A 20,832-nucleotide genomic window follows, 5' to 3' on the forward strand; every position below is an offset into this window, starting at 1 on the left:
ATGACCCTTCTCGCCTTTTCCAAGATCGCATGGGCGATCGGCGTGGTGTGCTGGTACGTGCTGCGCATCCCGTTCGAGCGCAAGGCGCGCCGCATGAAGGTGACCAACGCCCGCCACCGCAACGCGCGGGATATGACGCTGCTCACCATCTCCACCCTGGGGCTCGGCATCACGCCCGGCATCTACGCCCTCACCGGCTGGCCGCGCTTCGCCTCCTATCCCATCACCATCGTGCAGGTGGTGGCGGGCGTCCTGGTGTTCCTGGCGGCCCTTTGGCTGTTCTGGGCCACCCACAAGGCCATCGGCCGCTATTGGTCGGTGACACTGGAAATCAAGGAAAAGCACGAGCTGGTCACCACCGGCGTCTATGGCCAGGTGCGGCACCCCATGTATTCCGCCTTTTTCATGTGGGCGTTGGCGCAGGCGCTGCTGCTGCCGAACTGGATCGCGGGCCCCGCCGGACTGGTGGGCTTCGGCATCCTGTTCTTCTTCCGGGTGGGACGGGAAGAGCAGATGATGCGCGAGGCCTTCGGCGCGGAATATGACGCCTATGTCCGCCGCACCAAGCGCGTCATCCCCGGCATTTATTGAGCTTCGGCACCGGGCGGGAACAAACGGTGATGCGGACGGTGTCAGCGATTCGGTCCCGCTGCGTTCCCGCTTTCCACTCAGCCGCGTCCCATATGGGGACACCGATCCCTTGAGCCGGGCACGAAGCGCGAACCGGCAATAAAAAGTGATTCGTCCCGCCTTCGTTCGCGATCCGGACCCACGGCGTGAAAACGGTGTCCCATTCCGGCACGGGCCCGAAAACCGGGAACAGGACCGGAACTGGGAGCGGACAGCGATTCGGTCACGGCCCGTTCCCCCTTTCCTCCCGCCCCTGGTTCAAAACGGGACGCGATCAGGCCTCCGGATCGAGAGGCGCCAGACCGGCGGGGCGCCCCTCGGCGTCGCGGGTAATGGTTTCGACCCGAGCTTCCGCCTGCTTGAGCAAGGCCTCGCAGCGCTTTTTCAGCGCCTCGCCGCGCTCATAGATGGCGATCGATTCTTCCAGCGGCACGTTGCCCTTTTCCAGGCTCGCGACGATTGCCTCCAGCTCCGCCAGGGCCTGCTCGAAGGAGAGGCTGGCCACATCCGCTGCCTTCCCCGTCTTCGCACCCTTGGGCGCGCCGCCCGTTCCTGCCTCGGCCATGGCCGTCTCCCTCCAATTTCCCGCGCCGCCACCATAGCCGAAGCCAGCCTCCACCTTGAAGCGGCCGCGACGGGGTGGCCCTGCCGCGCCCCCTTTGCTAGAAGCCCAGCATTCAGATGGAAAGTGGAACCATGTCCGCCGCGGCGCCCGCGTCCCTCCCTGTGCACGACCCCCGCATCCTCGAAGAGGCCCTCATCGCCCGCTTCGATGCGGCCGGCTATGTGCGCCTTGATCCGCCCATCCTCCAGCCGGCCGACGTGTTCCTGGACCTGTCGGGCGAGAGCATCCGCCGGCGCATGTTCCTGACCGCGGACGCGGAAGGCCGCGAGCTGTGCCTGCGGCCGGACCTCACCATTCCCGTGGCCCGCGCCGTGCTCGAACATCAGATACCGCTGCCCGCGGCGGTGAGCTATCTGGGGTCCGTCTTCCGCTTTCGCGGCGAAGGCTCCGGGGAATTTCGCCAGGCCGGCGTGGAATCCTTCGGCCGGACGGATATCGAGGCAGCGGACGCGGAAATCCTCGCCCTCGGGCTTGACGTGTGCACGCTCTACGGCGTCGAGCAACCGGAGATCCGGCTCGGCGATGTGGGCCTGTTCAGCGCCCTGCTGGAAGCCCTGCCCCTGGCCCCGGCCCTGCGCCGGCGCCTGCTGAAGGATTTCGGCCAGGGCCGGCTCGGCGCGGACTTCACCCGCCCCGCCGCCGGTGACACGACCACCGCCCATTCCGGCGTGCTCAACGCCTTGGCGGGGGCCGACCCGGAAGCCGCCCGCGCCCTCATCACCGATCTCCTCTCCATTGCCGGCATTTCCACCGTCGGCGGGCGCACCGTTTCGGAAATCGCCGAGCGCTTTCTGGAGAAGGCCTCGCTGGAGGCGGACGGGCTGCCCCAGGAGACGGCGACCGTCCTCACCCGCTACCTCTCCATCACCGGCCAGCCGGATGCGGCATCGGCGCAGATGCGCGCGCTTGTGGAGGATGCGGGCATCCACCTTGATCCTGTGCTCGACCTGTTCGACCGGCGCACGGGCTTCCTGACCGCGCACGACGTGAACCTCGCGGACGTGCGCTTCTCCACGGCTTTCGGGCGGCCACTCGATTATTACAGCGGCATGGTGTTCGAGCTGCACGACCCCGCCGGCCGCGCTGGCGGCGCCCTGGTTGCCGGCGGGCGCTATGATCGCCTGCTGCCGCGCCTGGGCTCCTCGTCGGAGGTGACCGGGGTTGGCCTTGCCGCCTGGGTGGAACGCCTCGACGCCCTCACTTCCCGCGGGACACTGTCATGACCGCTTCCAGCCCGCTCATCCTCGCCGTGCCGTCCAAGGGGCGCCTGCAGGAGAACGTTCACGCCTTTTTCGCCCGCGCCGGCATGCCGCTGACCCAGGCGCGCGGCGCCCGCGAATATCGCGGCGCGCTCGGCGGTGTGGACAATGTGGAGGTGGCCTATCTCTCCGCCTCGGAGATCGCCGCCGCGCTGGCGTCCGGCACCGCCCACCTGGGCGTCACCGGCGAGGATCTGGTGCGGGAGAACATCCTGGACCCGGATACCCGCGTCGCGCTGCTGGAGAAGCTGGGCTTCGGCTATGCCAATGTGGTGGTCGCGGTGCCGCAAGCCTGGATCGACGTGCGCACCATGGCGGATCTGGACGACGTGGCCACCCACTTCCACGGCCGCACCGGGCGGCGGATCCGCGTGGCGACCAAGTATGTGAACCTCACCCGCGGCTTCTTCGCCCGCTCCGGCATTGTCGACTACCGCATTGTGGAGAGCGCCGGCGCCACCGAGGGCACCCCCGCCTCGGGCTCGGCCGAGCTGATCGTGGACATCACCACCACCGGCAGCACGCTGGCGGCCAACGGCCTCAAGGTGGTGGATGACGGCATCATCCTGAAGTCCGAAGCCAATCTCGTCGCCTCGCTCACCGCGCCGTGGAGCCCACAGGCCCTGGCCGCCGCGCGCGCCATGTTCGACCGGCTGGGCGCGGAAAAGCGCGCCCGCACCAAGCGCGAGGTGCGCACCCGCTTTTCGAGCTGCGACGCCTCGCTGGTGGACGAAGCCGTGGCGCAGTTCCGCTGCGTGGCGCCCTTCGGCGGGCCGACCTCGTCGGGCATGCTCACGCTGCATTGCCCGCCGGACACGCTGCACGGCCTCGCCACCTTCCTGAGGGAGCGGGGCGCCAGCATGGTGACGGTTGCGCCGATCGAATATGTGTTCGCCTCCGACAATCCCCTCTACGGGGCCCTGGAAGCGCGGCTTGGCGCGAAGCAGGCTCTCGGCTGAACCCAATGTGCGACGACTGGGCGCCCCCGAGGCGCCCGGCCTGCACCCGATGGCCGATGCGTGCAGCCGGCTTCGATGTCATGCTGGAGCTTAGCGTGTCATCGGGAAGAGCCCAGCCATGAATGCCCGCCTTGCGGCCCCTCAGCGCGCCTGGCCCCGCCTCCTGGGCGCGTTTGCCGGCGGCGGAAGCATTGGGGCGCTGGGCGGGCTCATTGGCCTTGGCGGCGCGGAATTCCGGCTGCCACTGCTCATTGGCGCGTTCGGCTTCGGCGCCCTGGAAGCCGTTATCCTCAACAAGGCCATGAGCCTCGTGGTGGTGGCCTTCGCCCTGCCCTTCCGCATGTCCACCGTGCCTTTGTCCGCGCTGGTGGAGCACTGGGACATCATCCTCAACCTGCTGGCGGGCAGCCTCATCGGCGCGTGGCTTGGGGCCGGCTGGGCGACGAAGCTGGCCTCCCGCACCTTGTTCCGGGTGATCGCGGTGATGCTTGGCATCATCGCCGTGGTACTGGTGTTGCTCCATGATCCGGACGGCGCGCAGGTGCCTTTCCACGGCGGCGCGCTCATGATGCTGGGCACGATTGCCGGCTTCGTCATCGGTATTTTCGCATCGCTGCTGGGCGTCGCGGGCGGCGAATTGCTGATCCCCACGCTGGTTCTGCTGTTCGGCGCCGACATCAAGCTGGCGGGCAGCCTGTCCCTCGCCATTTCGCTGCCAACCATGCTGGTGGGCTTCGCCCGCTACAGCCAGGATCGCAGCTTCGCGGTGCTGGGGCGGAACAAGGCATTCGTCGGCGTCATGGCGATCGGCTCCATCGCGGGAGCGTTCATGGGCGGCCACCTGCTTGGGCTCGTGCCCTCCTCTTTGCTGCTGCCCGCTTTGGGCGTGATCCTGCTTCTGTCCGCCATCAAGGTCTGGCGCCACGGCTGAGGGGCGCGGCGCGGCTGAGGGGCGCGGCGCGGCTTTCCTCCGCCACGATCGCGCACTACTCTTGCCGGCCGAAGCGCACCGCGGGTTGCGCCCTTGCGCAATCCCCCCATGCCCCGGTGCCGACAGGAGCCCAGTTCCATGCGTGATGCCGAGCCGCAGCCGATCCGCCTTGCTGATTACCGACCGCCGGAGTGGCTGGTGGATAAGGTGGATCTCGATTTCGCGCTGCATCCCACCCAGACCCGCGTCACCGCCCGCCTCGCCCTGCGCCGCAACCCGAAGGGCACGGCCGGCGCCCCGGTGGTGCTTGAGGGCGACGGCCTGACCCTGGTGCGGCTCGCGATCAATGGCGAGCCGCTCGCCGGCACCAGTTTCGAGGCGACGCCGGAGCAGCTCACGCTCGCCCACCCACCGGCTGACAGCTTCACGCTGGAAATCGAAACCCTGGTGGACCCCACCGCCAACACCCAGCTCATGGGGCTTTACCGCTCGTCCGGAAACTACTGCACCCAGTGCGAGCCGGAAGGCTTCCGCCGCATCACCTATTTCCCCGACCGGCCGGACGTGCTCGCCGTCTACACCACCCGCATCGAGGCGGAGAAGGAAGAGGCGCCGATCCTGCTCTCCAACGGGAATCTGGAGAAGAGCGGGCCCATTCCCGGCACCACCCGGCATTACGCCGTGTGGCACGACCCGTGGCCGAAGCCCTCCTATCTGTTCGCTCTGGTGGGCGGCAAGCTCGCCAAGGTGGCTGATCATTTCGTCACCGCCTCCGGCCGGCCGGTGGAGCTCGGCATCTATGTGGAGGAAGGCAAGCAGGATCGCGCCGGCTACGCCATGGACGCGCTGAAGCGCTCCATGCGCTGGGATGAGGAGGCGTTCGGCCGCGAATATGATCTCGACGTGTTCAACATCGTCGCCGTCTCCGACTTCAACATGGGCGCGATGGAGAATAAGGGACTCAATGTCTTTAACGACAAGTATGTCCTCGCCAGCCCACAGACCGCTACCGACGCCGATTATTCCGGCATCGAAGGGGTCATCGCCCATGAATACTTCCACAATTGGAGCGGCAATCGCATTACCTGCCGCGACTGGTTCCAGCTGTGCCTGAAGGAGGGCCTCACCGTCTTCCGCGACCAGGAATTCTCATCCGACCAGCGCTCGCGCCCGGTGAAGCGCATCGCTGACGTGCGGGCGCTGAAGGCTGCGCAGTTCACGGAGGATTCCGGCCCGCTCTCCCATCCGGTGCGTCCGCAGACCTATCGCGAGATCAACAACTTCTACACCGCGACAGTCTATGAAAAAGGCGCCGAGGTGGTGCGCATGCTGAAGACCTTGCTGGGCGAGGATGGGTTCCGCGCCGGCATGGATCTTTACTTCAAGACCCATGACGGGGAAGCGGCCACCATTGAAGACTTCCTGGCGGCGTTCGCCGAGGCCACCGGCCGCGACCTCTCCCAGTTTGCCCTTTGGTATGAGCAATCCGGCACGCCGGTCCTGACGGTGAAGGGCACCTACGACGAAGCCGCCCGCACCTATCGCCTCGACGTCGCGCAATCGGTTCCGCCGACCCCAGGCCAGCCCACCAAGCAGCCCATGGTCATTCCGCTGGCGCTGGGCCTTGTGGGACCGGATGGCAAGGACATGCCGCTGACCCTCGGCAACAGGGTGGTCGAACGCGGCGTGCTGGAGCTGAAGGCGGCCGAGCAGAGCTTCGTCTTCACCGGCATCGACGCCCGCCCCGTGCCCTCCCTCAACCGCGGCTTTTCCGCCCCGGTGAATGTGGTGAGCGATCTTTCCGCCGATGATCGCGTCTTCCTCGCGGCCCATGACGCGGACCCCTTCAACCGTTTTGATGCGTTGCAGGGCCTTGCGCTGGGCCTGCTGAAGGAGGCGGCCCGCTCGCATGCCGCGGCCGAGCCCGCAGCCCTCACCGGCGCGGCGCGCGGCCTGCTCGCGGACAAGGCGCTCGATCCCGCCTTCAAGGCCCAGGCGCTGGCACTGCCGGGGGAAGGCGAGGTCGCGCGCGAGCTCGCAACCGACGTCGACCCGGACGCCATCTACGCCGCCCGCAAGACGCTCAAGATCGCGTTGGGCACCGCGCTCGCCGACGGATTCGCGCAGACCTATGGCGCGCTTTCAAGCGCCGGCACCTTCACCCCGGATGCCGCCTCCGCCGGCCGGCGCGCGCTGCGCAATCTCGCCCTCGACTATCTGGCGGTTGCCGGATCAGCGGAAGGCATCGCGCGGGCGGCGGCTCAGTTCGAGCAGGCCGACAACATGACCGACCGTCTCGCCGCCCTGGCCGTGCTGGCGCAGCATGACGTACCCGAGCGTGAGCGGGCGTTGGCCGCCTTCTACGAGCGCTTCAAGGCGGATGCCCTGGTCATCGACAAGTGGTTCATCCTGCAGGCGCAGATCGCGGCGCCCGACACGCTGGAGCGGGTGAAGGGGCTGATGGAGCACCCGGCGTTCTCGCTGGGCAACCCCAACCGGGTGCGCTCGCTCATCGGCGCGTTCGCCGCCGGAAATCCCACCCAGTTCAATCGCCCCGACGGCGCCGGCCATGGGTTTGTGGCTGACGTGGTGCTGACGCTGGATCCGAAGAACCCGCAGGTCGCCTCCCGCCTGCTGTCGTCCTTCAAGACCTGGCGCCAGCTGGAGCCCGTGCGCCGCGCCAGTGCCGAGGCGGCGTTGCGCCGTGTGGCGGAGACGCCCGGCCTGTCCGCCGACGTTTCCGACATCGCGACCCGCGCCCTCAGCTGAAGGCACACAGGTAGCTGAGAAACCAGGGACGGCCCCTTTCAAGGGGGCCGTCCGTACAGACGCGAGGCGGCCCGTATTGCTGCCGAAAACGGCATAAAGTCATTCGAACGTCACGCATTATCCCGCCGGCGTTCGAGGTCTAAATCTCCCTCATCGAAAGCGGCTCAAGCGAACCGCAGCAGAAAAAGGGAGAAGACCCATGCGTACCCTCACCATCGCGACCCTGACCCTCGCCGCATCTCTGTCGTTCGCCGGCATTGCCAGTGCGGATGAAGGCATCTCGCGCGAGAATGCCGAGTCTGCGGCCGTCGCCGCCCAGTCCTGGCAGGAAGCACACGAGCCCCGCTCGGCCGCGTCCGACACTGCGCTTGGCTACAGCACCCAGGCCTCGCACCGCGCCCAGCAGATCGACGCCATCTTCAGCCAGCCGGCGCACCCGAGCAACGATGCGCTCTTCCTCGACCAGGGTGACCGTGGCCTGGGCACCAACTGATCTGGCGCTGCACGAGCGCGTGCTTATCTGTTGAACAAGATGCGCCCGGCACCTGCCGGGCGCCTCAAGCGGGGCCAACATGGGGGGAGGCCCTTCAAGGAACGCGACCCATGGCCAGGTTCGATGATGTCGAGGTGTTCGTGCGGGTGGTGGAGCGCGGCAGCTTTCACGGCGCCGCCCAGCAACTGGGTCTGCCTGCCACGTCCGTGAGCCGCAAGATCAAGGCTCTGGAAGAGCGCCTCGGCGTTCAGCTGCTCCACCGCACCACGCGCCGGGTCTGGCCCTCAGACGCGGGGCAGGCCTATTACCAGCGCTGCGTCAGCGCCGTGGCCCTTCTCGATCAGGCCGACGCCCAGGTGCGCGCCCTGGCCCAGGAGCCGGAGGGGCCGCTGAAGGTGCTGATGCCCCACTCCACGGGCATCCTCTTTCTGGAGCCGGAGCTTGGAGCGTTTCGCGCCCGCTATCCAAAGGTCCAGCTCCACATCACCCTGGACAACCACGCCCTCGATCTGGTGGAGCACGGCTTTGACCTCGCGGTGCGGCACGGGCCGGTGCGCGATTCCAGCTATCACGTCCGCGCCCTCGGCCTCTCCCCCCTGCATCTGATGGCAAGTCCGGCCTATCTGACGGAGCACGGGCGCCCCACACATCCGCGGGAGCTCGCACAACACGAGCTCATCGGCATCCGCTCCACGCCTGGGCCGCTCATGTGGGCCCTGGAGGGGCCCGGCGGCGGCGTCGAGCTGAAGATCGAGCCGCACCTTGTGACCAACGACCCCGTTCTCGCCATGCGCCAGGCCCTCTCCGGCGGCGGCATCGCGCTGCTCTCCCATTGCCTGAGCGAACGCCGCATCGAGGCCGGCGAGCTGGAAATCATCATGCCGGACTGGGAACGCCGCGAGCCGCTGGAAACGGTCGCCTTGTTTCCCGCCCGTGCCACCTTGGACCTGAAGGTCCGGGTGTTCCTCGATTTTCTTGCGGAGATCTTCGGCCGCCGGTTCCTCGCGGGCGCGGCCCGACCGTTGGGCGGCGCTCTGCCAGGCCATGCCCCCTCAGGGGGCGCGAGCTGAGCCAAATCTGCACCGCGCCGGCGGCCCGTAGGCGCCGGCGCGGCCGCGGCTCAGTATTCCACGATGCCGTCGAGCGCGTAGTGCTTCACGCTCTTGCGGTTGGCGATCAGCTCATCCGCCGTCGGCTTGCCGGTCATGGCACGGGAAATGGCAAGCTTCGTGGCCTCGTAATTGGTGCGATAGAGATCCGCCTTGTCGAGGTTCGGATCCTCCGGGCACCGGGGGTCGAGCCACACCATGATGATCATGCAGAGTTCGTCGGCCTGATCCTTCGGCAGGATACCCTCGCTCAGGCAATCGACGATGGCGTCGCCCATGGCGCCCTGCACCACGCCGCCGAGCAGCTCAACATATTCAGCGGACGGGATGGTGACCTTGCAGGTCATCATGGTCGCCGGACGCACCATCTGATTGAGGTCACGCACCACAAACATGCGCGTGTGCCCGGCCGACTGCCCCATCATGGAGGCGAACGCCTGCCCAACGGGCCCGCGCACGGAGCCGATCAGCACCTCCGGCATGGCGTCCGTGGCCTGCCCTTCCTTCGCCAGCACCGTGGCCTCGCCGGTCTTGAACCAAATGTCCGTCATGTCGTCTCCTCGCTTGCGGGTTCCGAGAACCACCGCTTCTAAAATTCTTTTCGCTTGAGGAAAATCTTCTTTCCTCACCCCCTTCCTGCCGCACAGGCGGGTTGACGCCCTATTACCTCCCTGGCGCTGCCCATCACTTGTCCCCGTTTTCCCCAACTGCATACCAGGGCTCCTCCAAGCCCCGAGAACGACTCTCCGCACGCGATTTTCGCCCCCGAAGAGCCCTATTTTTTAACTCTTGACACACCTCCGACCCTGGACAAATCACCCGCGATTCGATTCCAATGGTCACGATTCGGAGAGATGCGGCACGTCCCTCCAGATCGAGGACGTGGAAGGCTTGAGCTTAGGCCGCTCAAGGCTTCCGAATGACCCGAAGGAGACCGGCGATGGCACGCGCCAACGCTGCGAGCGTCGGCGCGCGCGACCAAGCCATTCGAGGTCTGGCAAGGTCGATCGCGCGCCCTGCCTACCAGCGCCTGCTCGACGCAGAGCCGGTCCTTCGCAGGATCGTCCCTGCATTGATCGTGACATTTCTGGTGGTGATCGGAGCTGGGGCCCTGGTGCAGGTCCACAGCCACCGCCTCACCGTGCTTGAGAACGCCAAGGACGACTTGGCGCTGCTCGCGCTCGCCACCGCCGAGGGGCTTACCCGCCAGCCCGGCAATCCGCTCGACCGCGCCGCCCAGGCGCTCGCGGACGCGCTGCCCCCGCGCGCCACCGATTCCGGCCGCCGCGTTTATGTGACGGACCAGAGCGGCCGCATCATCGCCAGCGCACCCCGCTTGGAGCGCATGCCGGCAAGCCTCGCCGACATCATGGATCCGGCCCAACCGCTGGTCATCTTTGCCGAGCGCGCCGGAGTGCTGGAAGTGCCCATGGCACCTGCCGCGGGTGGCCAGACCATGCTCGCCACGGTGCGCAACCTAAAGGCACCCCTCGGCCAGATCGTCTATGTGCAGCCCATGGCCGACGCGCTCGCCGCCTGGTCGGACAGCACCACGCTCACCATCACCCTGTTCACCACCACCGGCGCGGTGCTCCTCATCCTCGGCTTCTCCTTCCACTGGCAGGCAAGCCGCGCGCGTGAGGCGGACCACATCTATGACACCGTGCGCCGGCGCATCGACACCGCCCTCAATCGCGGCCGCTGCGGCATGTGGGATTGGGACATGGCACGAGGGCGCATGTACTGGTCCGACACCATGTTCGAGATCCTGGGCCTGGAGCGGAAGGACGAGCTGATTTCCTTCGGCGACATCGCCAAGCTGGTGCACCCCGACGACGTCGACCTCTACGAGCTGGCCAAAGACCTGGCGGACCGCCCCGGCGCCGCCGTGGACCGGGTGTTCCGCATGCGCACCGCGCGCGGCGACTATGTGTGGCTGCGCATGCGCGCCGAAGTGGTGCAGCAGCAGGGCGAGGACGGCCCCCATCTGATCGGCATCGCCATGGACGTCACTGAAGCCCAGCACATGGCTGAGCGCACGGTGACCGCGGATATGCGCCTGCGCGACGCCATCGAGAGCATTTCCGAGGCGTTCGTGCTCTGGGACAGCCAGAACCGGCTGGTGCTCTGCAATTCCAAGTTCCAATCCCTGCACGAGCTGCCCGACGAGGCCATCCAGGCGGGCACCCCGTTCGAGACCATCGCTTCCGTCGGCCGTCACCCCGTCACCCGCACCCCGCTGAAGCCCGAGGACAAGCCGGAAGAGGGCTCGCGCGCCTTCGAAGCCCAGCTTTCCAACGGCCGCTGGCTGAAGATCGCCGAGCGCCGCACCAAGGATGGCGGCTACGTCTCGGTGGGTACCGACATCACCACCATGAAGCGCCATGAAGAGCGCCTCATGGACAATGAGAAGCGCCTGATGGCGCTGGTGGCGGACCTGCGCAAATCCCAGCAGACCCTGGAGCACCAAGCCCAGCAGCTCGCCGAACTCGCCGAGAAGTACTCGGAGGAGCGCAACAAGGCCGAGGACGCCAACCGCGCCAAGAGCGAGTTCCTGGCCAACATGTCCCACGAGCTGCGCACGCCGCTCAACGCCATCATCGGCTTCTCGGAGATCATGGAAAGCGGCATGTTCGGCCCGCTGGGCTCGCCCAAATACGCCGAATACTGCACGGACATCAAAGGCTCCGGCACCTATCTGCTGGACGTGATCAACGACATCCTCGACATGTCGAAGATCGAGGCCGGCCGCATGCAGCTCGAAGTGGAGGATGTGGCTCTCGACGAGATCATCGCGGACGCCATGCGCGTCACCGCCGTGAACGCCGACGAGAAGAATATCGCCATGACGGTTGCCGAGAGCGAGAAGCTGAGCATCAAGGGCGACCGGCGGGCGCTGAAGCAGATCCTTCTGAACCTGCTCTCCAATGCGGTGAAGTTCACGCCGGAGGGCGGCAAGATTTCCGTTCGTGCACGCATCAACGGCTCGGCGGCCGTGGTCGCCATCGAGGACAGCGGCATTGGCATAGCGCGCGACGCGCTGGCCCGCATCGGCCGGCCGTTTGAACAGGTGGAAAGCCAGTTCACGAAAACCCACAAGGGCTCTGGCCTCGGCCTTGCCATCGCCAAGTCACTGGTGGAGCTGCATGGTGGCGCCATGCGCATCCGCTCCAGCGAAGGTAAGGGCACCGCCGTCATCGTCCGCCTGCCGGTGAGCGGGCGCGCTGCGAATTCCAACGAGACACCGAAGCTCGCCGCGGTGATGTGATCGGGACACCCGCGGAGCACCATAGGGTCACCACATGAACCTGTTGCCGTTTCTTCGCCTGCCCCGCACCTTCCTTTCGCCCTGCCGCACCGCGCTGTTCGCAGGCGTTTGCATGACCGCCATCGCGTCGTCGCAGCTGGCGGCGCGGGCAGAAATGAATCTGGCCATCGACTCAAAGCTGCCGCCATCCGAATCCGTCGCGCTCGGCATTCCCAAGGGCCAGGTCGAGACCGCGATCGGAAAGCTCGACGACTTCGCCACCGCCCTGATGAAGCGCTCCGGCGTGCCCGGCATGGCCGTGGTGGTCGTGCGCGACGGCAAAACCGTCTATCTGAAGGGCTTCGGCGTCCGCAAAGCGGGCGAGAAAGACGCCGTCGACGGCGACACGGTGTTTCAACTCGCCTCGCTCTCCAAGGCCATCGGCGCGAGCGTCGTGGCGCAGCAGATCGGCACAGGGGCCGTGACCTGGGACACCCCGGTAAAGAAGCTGCTGCCCTGGTTCGCCCTGAAAGATCCGTGGGTCAGCGAGCATGTGACCCTGGCTGACCTCTACACCCACCGGTCGGGACTGCCCGACCATGCCGGCGACGAGCTGGAGGATATGGGCTTCGACCGCAGGCAGATCCTGGAACGGCTGAAGCTGCTGCCCCTCGCCCCCTTCCGGATCTCCTACGCCTATACGAATTACGGCGTCACCGCCGCGGGCGAGGCCGTCGCCACCGCCGCCCACAAGGATTGGGCCGTGCTTTCCGACGAGGTGCTCTACAAGGCCCTGGGAATGAGCGCGACCTCCTCAAGGTTTTCGGACTTCATGGCACGCGCGAACCGCGCCATCCCCCATGTTCGCGAGAATGGCGCCTTCGTCGCCAAGTACCAGCGCGACCCGGACGCACAGTCGCCCGCTGGCGGGGTGAGTTCTTCCGCGCGCGACATGGGCCGCTGGCTGTCATTCGTGCTCGGCAACGGCACGTTCGAAGGCAAGGAAATCGCGCCCGCATCGGCCTTGCTGCCCGCCATGACGGCGCAGATCATCTCCACGCCGTCGGATACAACCACAGCGCGCCCCGCCTTCTACGGCCACGGCTTCGGTCTCAACATCGCGCCCTCGGGACGCATCGTCATCTCACACTCGGGCGCATTCATGCTGGGCGCGGGCACCACCTTCGCGCTGCTGCCCTCGGAAAAGCTCGGCATCGCCGTGCTGACCAATGCGCAGCCCGTGGGCGCGGCCGAGGCGCTGGCCATGCAGTTCATGGACTATGTGCAGTTCGGCTCCATCACGCGGGATTGGTTCGCCGCCTATACGAGCCTGATGGCGCCGCTCTACCATCCACTGGGCGTGCTCAGCGGCCTTCCGGCGCCAACCAAGCCGGAGCCGGCCCAGAAGCTCGAAACCTATGCCGGCAGCTACACCAACCCCTATTTCGGCCCCGCTACCGTGTCCGTTGAGGGCGAACGGCTGGTGCTCAGCGTCGGCCCCAAGCCTGAAACCGCCAGCCTGGGACACTGGAACGGCGACGTCTTTACCTTTGTGCCCTCCGGGGAAAGCGCGCCTCCCGGCACCGTGTCCGAGGTGACGTTCGCCGTGAAGGGCAAGAGCGCCTCCACCATGACCATCGAGTTCTTCAACGAGAATGGCCTCGGGACTTTCACGCGCCAGTCGGCGCCCCGCAAGAGCGGCAAGTCGAAGGCGGGTTACCAGAAATAGGCCCGTTTGCGCATCAGGTCGCGTCGGGCCGCGTGGCGCCCGGCGCGACCAGCCTCCTGCATGGAGCCCCGCTATTCCTCGGAATCGGCCGCGGCCGGAACCACCAGGGCATCGCAGCTCAAACCATCAAGAACAGACTTGGCCGTGGAGCCCACCAGCAATTCCAGCAGCGCCCCCTTGCCCTCGGTGCCCAGCACAACGAGATCGGCCCGGAACGCCGTCACATATTGCTGAATGAGCCGGGCCGGGTCGCCTCGCTCCACCAGAACGTCCACCACCTGGCGGGGCGGAATTCCCACCTGGGACAGGAAGGCTTCCAGGTCGCGCGCCGCCAGCTCACCGAAAGCAGTGCGATAGCCCTGCGGGTCGCTCAGCAGCCCATCGAGCGGCGGGTCGAACGCGTGGAACACGTGAAAGGGCGTGTCTGGAAAAAAGCCGGCGGTCGTGCGCAGGGCGGCCCGCGACGCGGGGGAGACATCGGCAGCCACCACGATGCCCCCATAGGGATGCCGCGGCCTCTGGCGCACCACCAGCACAGGCACCCGCGCCCGGCGCAAAACCTTGTCGACGGTCGCCCCCAGCAGGAACCGCCCCAGGACCTCATCGCGCGCCACGGCGGTAACGATAAGCCCGCAGCCGTGTTCCTCCGCCGCCTTCAGGATCAGCTCAACAGGATCGCCCGGCTCGACAATCGAGATGACCGGCACCGGTGAACCATCCAGATCATGCTGGAGCGCCTCCGCGACGATGCGGGCGGGTTCCGGGCCACGTTGCCATGACGGCAGATCCGCCAGATCGTTCACGCCTGCGGATGCGGGCACATCCTGGGCATCCAGGGCATGAACGACCACCAGTTCCGCCCTCCAGGCCCTGGCCAAGGCGACGGCGCGATCCAGCGCGCGGTCGCACCGGGCGCTGAGGTCGGTCGCGAGCAGGATGCGGCGCGGCGTGCCGATGGTGTCCGGCTGTTGCGTCATCTCGATTTCCCCCAAATCGCGGCCATGTGATGTAAAACCGCCCCATGTCGCGCCCGCACCCATGGCGTGACCCGCGCGAGGCCACCACCGCATCGCCTTCAATCGGCCAACCCGAACCGGCGCATGACCACCTTCTCGCCCTCGAGAATGGCCATGAAGATCACCCCCGCAGCGATGATGATCAATCCATCGGACAGCGTTACCGGAGTGGTGCCGAACAATTCATGCATAACCGGCAGATAGGTCAGCGCGAATTGCGCGGCAATGACGCCCGCCAGCGCCAGCAGCACCGCCGGCGTTCCCAGCGCACCCCGCCAGGTCAGCGAGGTCATGTGCATGAAGCGCACGTTGAACAGGTAGAAGATTTCAAGCACCACGATGGCATTCACCACCAGCGTGCGCGCGGTGGCCAGATCCCGACCTTCGCCCAGTGCGTAAAAGAAAATGGAAAGCGTGCCGGCGGCGAACAGGACCGAAACGAAGAACACACGCCACAACAGGAACCGCGTCAGCAGTGGAGCATCCGCACGGCGGGGCGGGCGGCGCATCACATCCGGCTCGGCGGGCTCGAACGCCAGCACCAGACCCAGCGTGATGGTGGTGATGAGGTTGATCCAGAGGATCTGCGCCGCCGACATGGGCATGACGAAGCCGAATACGATCGCCGTGACGACGGCCAGAACCTCGCCGCCATTGGTGGGCAGCGTCCAGGCGATCACCTTGCGCACATTGTCGTACACGGTGCGCCCCTCATGCACGGCGGAGACGATGGACACGAAATTGTCGTCCAGCAGCACCATCTCCGAGGCCTCCTTCGCGGCCTCCGTGCCCTTGACGCCCATGGCCACGCCCACGTCCGCCTGCTTGAGCGCGGGGGCGTCATTGACCCCGTCGCCAGTCATCGCCACCACGGCGCCGGTGGATTGCAGGGCCCGAACGATGCGCAGCTTATGTTCCGGGCTTGTGCGCGCGAACACGCTGGCCCGGGTTGCCAGTAAGGCGAGCTCCGCGTCCGAGGCCGCATCCACCTCGGCGCCCGTGGCCACCTCCAGGTGATCAGAAAGGCCGAGCTGGCCGGCGATGGCGGCGGCAGTGGCCGCATGGTCGCCGGTGATCATCTTCACCGAGATGCCCGCCGAGCGGCATTCGGCGATGGCATCGATGACTTCCGGCCGGGGCGGATCGATGAAGCCGACCAGGCCCAGAAAGCACAGGCCGTCCACATCGGCAAAGCCGAGCCGCCCTTCCGCGACACCCTGGGGCTGGGCCTTCATAGCGAAGCCGAGCACACGCTCGCCCTTGCCCGCGGCCCGGGCGATGGCCTCGCTCCAATGGGCAGCGTCCAGCGCCTCGACGCCCGCCGCGCCGGCCTGCGTGCGGCAGCGGCCCAGCAGCGCTTCCGGCGCACCCTTCACGAACAGCACCGCGCCGCCGCCCGGATGACGATGCCGGCTGGCCATGAACCGATGCTGGGCATCAAAGGGGATCTCGTCCTGCCGCTGCCATTCGGAGCGCAGATGATCGGGATCGAGCCCAGCCTTCACGGCAAGGGTCACAAGCGCCCCCTCCATGGGGTCCCCGCTCACGCGCCAGTGCCCGTCGGCATGGGCGAGGGCCGCGTCATTGCAGAGCAGACCGCAACGGATGAGCTCTTCCGCAGCCTCCAGAGCGGCCACATCATCGTCGGACCCGATCGCCTTGAAGGCGCCCTGCGGCGCGTAGCCAGAGCCATCGACCTCCAGCTGGTGGGTCGCGGTAACCAGACGGCGGGCCGTCATCTCGTTGCGGGTGAGCGTGCCGGTCTTGTCGGAGCAGATGATTGAGGTGGCGCCCAGCGTCTCCACCGCAGGCAGGCGGCGGATGACCGCCCGGCGCGAGGCCATGCGCTGCACGCCGATCGCGAGCGTGATGGTGATGACCGCCGGCAGCCCCTCGGGAATGGCGCCGACCGCGAGGGCCACCACGGCAATCAGGGCCTCCACCCAGTCATAGCCCCGCAACAGCACCGCAAAGGCAAACAGCGCAATGGAGGCCAGGAAGGCGACGATGGTGAAGCCGCGGCCAAAGCTGTTGATCTGCTTCAGCAGCGGGGTCGTCAGCGGCTCGACCTTGGCGATGAGGGTGCTGATATGGCCAATCTGCGTGTCGCGGCCCGTCGCCACGGCGATGCCCGCCCCCTGCCCGGCCGCCACCAGCGTGCCTGAAAACGCCATGGAGGCGCGATCCCCCAGCGGCGCATCGACAGCGACGGAACCCTCGTGCTTCTCCGCCGCAACCGACTCCCCGGTCAGCATCGCCTCGTCGACCAGCAGGTTGCGGGCATGCACGAGGCGCAGATCCGCCGGCACACGGTCGCCGGCTTCCAGCAGCACCAGATCACCCGGCACCAGCTCGCGCACCGGAATCGAGGTGCGCACGCCGTCCCGCATCACGGCCGCATGGGGCGCGATAAGGTCGCGAATGGCACTCAACGCCTGTTCGGCCTTGCCCTCCTGAATGAAGCCCACCACCGCATTGACGCTCACCACCGCGACGATGACCACCGCGTCGATGGTGTGGCCGAGTGCCAGCGCCGCGACGGCGGACGCCAGCAGGAAATAGATGAGTGCGTTATTGAACTGCGCCAGAAAACGAAAGATCGGGTTGCGCGCCGGCGCCTCCGGCAGGGCATTGGGGCCATGGCGCTCAAGACGATGGCGCGCCTCTTCGCTCGAAATTCCCGATGCGCCCGTGTCCAGCGCAATGAAAACTTGCGATGGCACCAGAGCGTGCCAGTCGGCGGTGCTGTTCTGCGAGGAAGAGGAAGCGGCCGAACGGTGGTCCTGATCTGCCAAGGTCAATGCACCTGCCCCTGATGACGGCATCACAAAGCGCGTGTGACGCCCCCATGGCGCGCCATTACTTGATCGAAATCAAGTTTACGCTGCGGAATATCATAGGGGAGGACGAGCCGGCCGGGCAAGCCATCCGGCACGGCTCAATGCCGCAGCCCCTGCATCCTGCCCCGGTCAGGCGGCGCCGGCCTGAAGGATTCGCTCGAAGATGGCCCGCACCTTCTGCTGGGTCTCGGTGAGATAGGCTTCCAGGGTGGCGAAGTCCGGCATCTCGCCAGCGCGGGCGAGCAGGGCCCTCAGCGCCGGGCTGGCATCGGCCGGCACCACATGGGCATCCACCGACAGACGCAGCACCTGCGTCAGGTCCTGGTAGAGCCGGCAGGCACGGATGAGGACATGGGCATCCTCCGCCTCCAGCAGATCGAGCCGCTCGGCATGGGCCAGGATGCGGGCCGTCGCAGTGTCGACGATCTCCGGATGCCGCTCAGCATGGGCCAGAACGAGGTATTGGGCCAGGAACTCCACGTCCACCTGCCCGCCGGCGGCGTGCTTGAGGTTCCATTTGTCGTCCTCGCCCTTCTCAGCGGCGATGGCGTGGCGCATGTCGAGGATGTCGCGGGCCAGGGTGCGCCGGTCCCGCGGCTGGCGCATCACCGAGCAGATGACTTCCTCAACGCGGATCCGGAAGTCGTCATCAGACGCGATGACGCGGGCCCGGGTGAGCGCCATGTGCTCCCAGGTCCAGGCCTCCTCCTGCTGATAGGCGGCAAAGGAGGTGAGGCGCGTCGCCAAAGGCCCGGAGCGGCCGGAGGGGCGCAGCCTCAGGTCCACATCATAGAGCTTGCCGGCATTGGTGAGGGAGGTGAGCGCCGTCACCAGGCGCTGGGTGAACCGCGCGAAATACTGGGCGCCCTGCAGCGGCCGCTCGCCATCGGAGGTGGGATCGGCGTCGGCGGCATAGTCGTAGAGCACGATCAGGTCGAGGTCCGAGCCGGCGGTCATCTCGCGACCGCCCAGCTTGCCCATGGCCAGCACCGCCGTGCGCGCGCCCACAATGCTGCCGTGCGCCTCCACGAAGCGCGCCCACACGCGCCGGTGCAACGCGCGGATGATGACTTCCGCAAGGCGCGCATAAGCCTCGCCCGCCCGCGCCGCCGCCAGGGTGCCCGAGGCGATGCGCACGCCGATGAGCACGTGCTGTTCCTGCCGGAACCGCCGCGCCCGGTCGAACTGCTCCTCCTCGGTGTCGGCGCCGTCCAGCAGAAACTCAAGATGGGTTTCAAGGCTGCGTTCGTCGGGCAGAACATCGAAAAAGGCGGGATCGAGCAGCGCATCCGCCAATGACGGCCGCCGGGCGAGGGTTTCGCCCAGGCGCGGCGCCGCCGTGAGAATGGTCGCCAGAAGCCGCACCAGATCAGGGTGGCGATCCAGCGCCGCCAGCAGGTGTGGCCCGGAAAGGTCCGTGAGGAAACGGTCCGCCGCGATCAGCGCCCCGTCGGGATCGCCACCGCGGGCCAGGGATTCCAGCAGCAGCGGCACGATGCGCGCAAGGTGCATGCGCGCGCTCTCGGTCTTGAGCGCGCGGGGTTGCCCGGCCAGCCACCCGCGCACGATGCCGCTCGCCGCCGCCGGCTCGCGAAAGCCCAGGCGGGCCAGCGCGGCCATGGTGGGGCGGTCATTCTCATCCGGCGGAAACAGGAGGTCGGCATCGAGCACGGCCGGCGGCGGCGCATCCTCGAACAGCTGGGCATAGTGCCCCTGCACCCGCTGCAGGCGCTCCACCAGCGCGGCGGCGAAGGCGTCGCGGTCGGCATAGCCCATGAAACGCGCGAAGCCCTCCATGGTCTCGCGGCTCTCAGGCAGCTCATGGGTCTGGGCATCCGCCACCATCTGGATGCGGTGCTCCACCCGGCGCAGGAACAGGTAGGCCTCGGTCAGCTCGTCGCGCACATTGGGGGCGATCCAGCGATGGGCGGTCAGCGCCTCCAGCGCCTCCAGCGTACGCGAGGTGCGCAGCAGGGGGTCGCGCCCGCCGGCGATGAGCTGCTGGGTCTGCACGAAGAACTCGATCTCGCGGATACCACCGCGCCCGAGCTTCACATTGTGGCCCTCCACCGCCACCACGTCATGACCGCGGAAGGCGTGGATCTCCCGCTTCATGGCGTGGACATCGGCAATGGCCTGGAAATCCAGCACGCGCCGCCACACGAACGGCGACAGCTCGGTGAGGTAGCGCCGACCCAGATCGAGGTCGCCGGCCACAGGGCGGGCCTTGATATAGGCGGCGCGTTCCCAGGTGGCGCCCTCGCGCTCGTAATAATCGAGGGCGGCGTTGGTGGAGAGGGCGACCTGGGTGGAGCCGGGATCGGGCCGCAGGCGCAAATCCACACGCAGCACATAGCCGTCGCCGGTGCGTTCCTGGAGCATGCGCACCAGCCCCTTCGTGACCTTCACAAAGAAGGGGGAAGCGACGACGTCTTCCGCCAACGGCGCGCGGTCGCGGTCGTAGACCACGATCAGGTCGATGTCGCTGGAATAGTTGAGCTCGCGGGCGCCATGCTTGCCCATGGCGATGACCGCGAAGCCGCAGCCGAGCGCCGGCTGCGCCGGGTCGGCGGGTGAAAGGCGACCCGCACGGGCGGCATCCGTCAGCAGGAAGTCCAGCGCCCCGCGCACGGCCGCATCGGCCACATCGCTCAGGGCGGCCGTCACATCCACCAGGTCGAAGGCCCCGCCGATGTCCGCGAGGGCGATAAGAAGGGCCGCCTCGCTGCGCATGCGCCGCAGGGCCCGCATCGCCTCTGCTTCCTCGGTGGCAGCGAGGCAGGCGGCGGCGCAGGTGGCGATCAGCCGTTCAAGGTGGACTGCGGGATCACTCCCCAGGATGCGCAGCAGGCGCTGCGGTTCGGAGCGGATCAGCTCCATGAGAAAGGGCGAGCCCTCCGCGACACCGCGCACCACATCCCGCGACGCGGGGCCGGCGGCGAAAAGCGCGTCCAGTCGTTCCCGCTCCGCCGGCTCCAGCCGCTCGACCGCATGGGAGAGCCGCAGATCGGCGGCGGCAGCGTCATGAACAACGGGCGCTTCCCGCATCATGACGGCGAGGACGGTTCCTTCGGACGAATCCGACACGTGGTCCGGAGCATGGGGCGCGCGCATGGACTGACCTAAAGGCACGGGAGCGCACAATGTGCAACCCCTCAGATGACAGTGAGACCGATTCTGAGGCGTGCCCGCCGATTCGGTCGCCTCGCCCCGCCTTTGTGCCTC

The 20,832-nt window shown here is 67.3% G+C and carries 14 protein-coding genes; 9 read left to right on the forward strand and 5 right to left on the reverse strand.

Annotated elements, in window-relative coordinates:
* Complete coding sequence (locus V5F26_RS17935; RefSeq protein WP_394055575.1) at positions 1–591, forward strand: protein-S-isoprenylcysteine O-methyltransferase; 591 nt, start codon at positions 1–3, stop codon at positions 589–591.
* A gap of 313 nt (positions 592–904) precedes the next feature.
* Here the strand turns inward: V5F26_RS17935 and V5F26_RS17940 are convergent, their stop codons facing one another.
* Positions 905–1,195: an exodeoxyribonuclease VII small subunit gene (locus V5F26_RS17940; RefSeq protein ID WP_394055577.1), complete on the reverse strand. Its 291-nt coding sequence runs from the start codon at positions 1,193–1,195 to the stop codon at positions 905–907.
* Positions 1,196–1,326: 131 nt separating this feature from the next.
* Between V5F26_RS17940 and V5F26_RS17945 the strand changes: the two genes are divergently transcribed.
* The 6 genes from V5F26_RS17945 (at position 1,327) to V5F26_RS17970 (ending at position 8,736) form a co-directional block, all read left to right on the forward strand.
* Complete coding sequence (locus tag V5F26_RS17945; protein WP_394947185.1) at positions 1,327–2,478, forward strand: ATP phosphoribosyltransferase regulatory subunit; 1,152 nt, start codon at positions 1,327–1,329, stop codon at positions 2,476–2,478.
* On the forward strand, positions 2,475–3,473 hold the full coding sequence (gene hisG / locus V5F26_RS17950; protein ID WP_394055580.1) for an ATP phosphoribosyltransferase: 999 nt from the start codon (positions 2,475–2,477) through the stop codon (positions 3,471–3,473). The genes V5F26_RS17945 and hisG overlap by 4 nt, the downstream gene beginning before the upstream one ends.
* A 118-nt stretch (positions 3,474–3,591) precedes the next feature.
* Positions 3,592–4,404 (forward strand): sulfite exporter TauE/SafE family protein, encoded by an 813-nt coding sequence (locus V5F26_RS17955; RefSeq protein WP_394055582.1) that lies wholly within the window; start codon positions 3,592–3,594, stop codon positions 4,402–4,404.
* A 138-nt stretch (positions 4,405–4,542) separates the two neighbouring features.
* Positions 4,543–7,173, forward strand: coding sequence for an aminopeptidase N (gene pepN / locus V5F26_RS17960; RefSeq protein ID WP_394947184.1), 2,631 nt, complete (start codon positions 4,543–4,545; stop codon positions 7,171–7,173).
* Positions 7,174–7,372: 199 nt separating this feature from the next.
* Complete coding sequence (locus V5F26_RS17965; protein WP_394055586.1) at positions 7,373–7,666, forward strand: hypothetical protein; 294 nt, start codon at positions 7,373–7,375, stop codon at positions 7,664–7,666.
* A gap of 110 nt (positions 7,667–7,776) precedes the next feature.
* The gene (locus tag V5F26_RS17970; protein ID WP_394055588.1) at positions 7,777–8,736 is read left to right on the forward strand and encodes a LysR family transcriptional regulator; all 960 of its coding nucleotides are present in this window, start codon (positions 7,777–7,779) and stop codon (positions 8,734–8,736) included.
* Between the two features lie 50 nt (positions 8,737–8,786).
* On the opposite strand, the gene fae is transcribed toward V5F26_RS17970, so the two are convergent.
* Entirely contained in the window at positions 8,787–9,326 is a 540-nt protein-coding gene (fae, locus tag V5F26_RS17975) for a formaldehyde-activating enzyme (RefSeq protein WP_234051838.1), read from the reverse strand.
* Between the two features lie 389 nt (positions 9,327–9,715).
* Between fae and V5F26_RS17980 the strand changes: the two genes are divergently transcribed.
* A complete protein-coding gene (locus V5F26_RS17980; protein ID WP_394947183.1) occupies positions 9,716–12,043 on the forward strand; it encodes a sensor histidine kinase in 2,328 nt (775 codons plus the stop codon).
* Between the two features lie 112 nt (positions 12,044–12,155).
* The gene (locus tag V5F26_RS17985; protein WP_394947182.1) at positions 12,156–13,751 is read left to right on the forward strand and encodes a serine hydrolase; all 1,596 of its coding nucleotides are present in this window, start codon (positions 12,156–12,158) and stop codon (positions 13,749–13,751) included.
* A gap of 71 nt (positions 13,752–13,822) precedes the next feature.
* On the opposite strand, the gene V5F26_RS17990 is transcribed toward V5F26_RS17985, so the two are convergent.
* From V5F26_RS17990 to V5F26_RS18000, 3 genes are all read right to left on the reverse strand, one after another.
* A complete protein-coding gene (locus V5F26_RS17990) occupies positions 13,823–14,728 on the reverse strand; it encodes a universal stress protein (protein ID WP_394947181.1) in 906 nt (301 codons plus the stop codon).
* Between the two features lie 98 nt (positions 14,729–14,826).
* Positions 14,827–17,562 carry a cation-transporting P-type ATPase gene (locus V5F26_RS17995; protein WP_394947180.1) on the reverse strand — a complete coding sequence of 912 codons (2,736 nt, stop codon included), beginning with the start codon at positions 17,560–17,562 and terminating at the stop codon, positions 14,827–14,829.
* Between the two features lie 174 nt (positions 17,563–17,736).
* The gene (locus V5F26_RS18000; RefSeq protein WP_394947179.1) at positions 17,737–20,721 is read right to left on the reverse strand and encodes a bifunctional [glutamine synthetase] adenylyltransferase/[glutamine synthetase]-adenylyl-L-tyrosine phosphorylase; all 2,985 of its coding nucleotides are present in this window, start codon (positions 20,719–20,721) and stop codon (positions 17,737–17,739) included.
* Between the last annotated feature and the right edge of the window lie 111 nt (positions 20,722–20,832).

The organism is Xanthobacter variabilis (assembly GCF_043831965.2).
GTDB lineage: Bacteria > Pseudomonadota > Alphaproteobacteria > Rhizobiales > Xanthobacteraceae > Xanthobacter.

Bases quoted from the DNA above. Each gene is read 5' to 3' on its own strand.
- V5F26_RS17935 (WP_394055575.1), top strand. From the start codon at position 1: ATGACCCTTCTCGCCTTTTCCAAGATCGCATGGGCGATCGGCGTGGTG.
- V5F26_RS17940 (WP_394055577.1), bottom strand. From the start codon at position 1,195: ATGGCCGAGGCAGGAACGGGCGGCGCGCCCAAGGGTGCGAAGACGGGG.
- V5F26_RS17945 (WP_394947185.1), top strand. From the start codon at position 1,327: ATGTCCGCCGCGGCGCCCGCGTCCCTCCCTGTGCACGACCCCCGCATC.
- hisG (WP_394055580.1), top strand. From the start codon at position 2,475: ATGACCGCTTCCAGCCCGCTCATCCTCGCCGTGCCGTCCAAGGGGCGC.
- V5F26_RS17955 (WP_394055582.1), top strand. From the start codon at position 3,592: ATGAATGCCCGCCTTGCGGCCCCTCAGCGCGCCTGGCCCCGCCTCCTG.
- pepN (WP_394947184.1), top strand. From the start codon at position 4,543: ATGCGTGATGCCGAGCCGCAGCCGATCCGCCTTGCTGATTACCGACCG.
- V5F26_RS17965 (WP_394055586.1), top strand. From the start codon at position 7,373: ATGCGTACCCTCACCATCGCGACCCTGACCCTCGCCGCATCTCTGTCG.
- V5F26_RS17970 (WP_394055588.1), top strand. From the start codon at position 7,777: ATGGCCAGGTTCGATGATGTCGAGGTGTTCGTGCGGGTGGTGGAGCGC.
- fae (WP_234051838.1), bottom strand. From the start codon at position 9,326: ATGACGGACATTTGGTTCAAGACCGGCGAGGCCACGGTGCTGGCGAAG.
- V5F26_RS17980 (WP_394947183.1), top strand. From the start codon at position 9,716: ATGGCACGCGCCAACGCTGCGAGCGTCGGCGCGCGCGACCAAGCCATT.
- V5F26_RS17985 (WP_394947182.1), top strand. From the start codon at position 12,156: ATGACCGCCATCGCGTCGTCGCAGCTGGCGGCGCGGGCAGAAATGAAT.
- V5F26_RS17990 (WP_394947181.1), bottom strand. From the start codon at position 14,728: ATGACGCAACAGCCGGACACCATCGGCACGCCGCGCCGCATCCTGCTC.
- V5F26_RS18000 (WP_394947179.1), bottom strand. From the start codon at position 20,721: ATGCGCGCGCCCCATGCTCCGGACCACGTGTCGGATTCGTCCGAAGGA.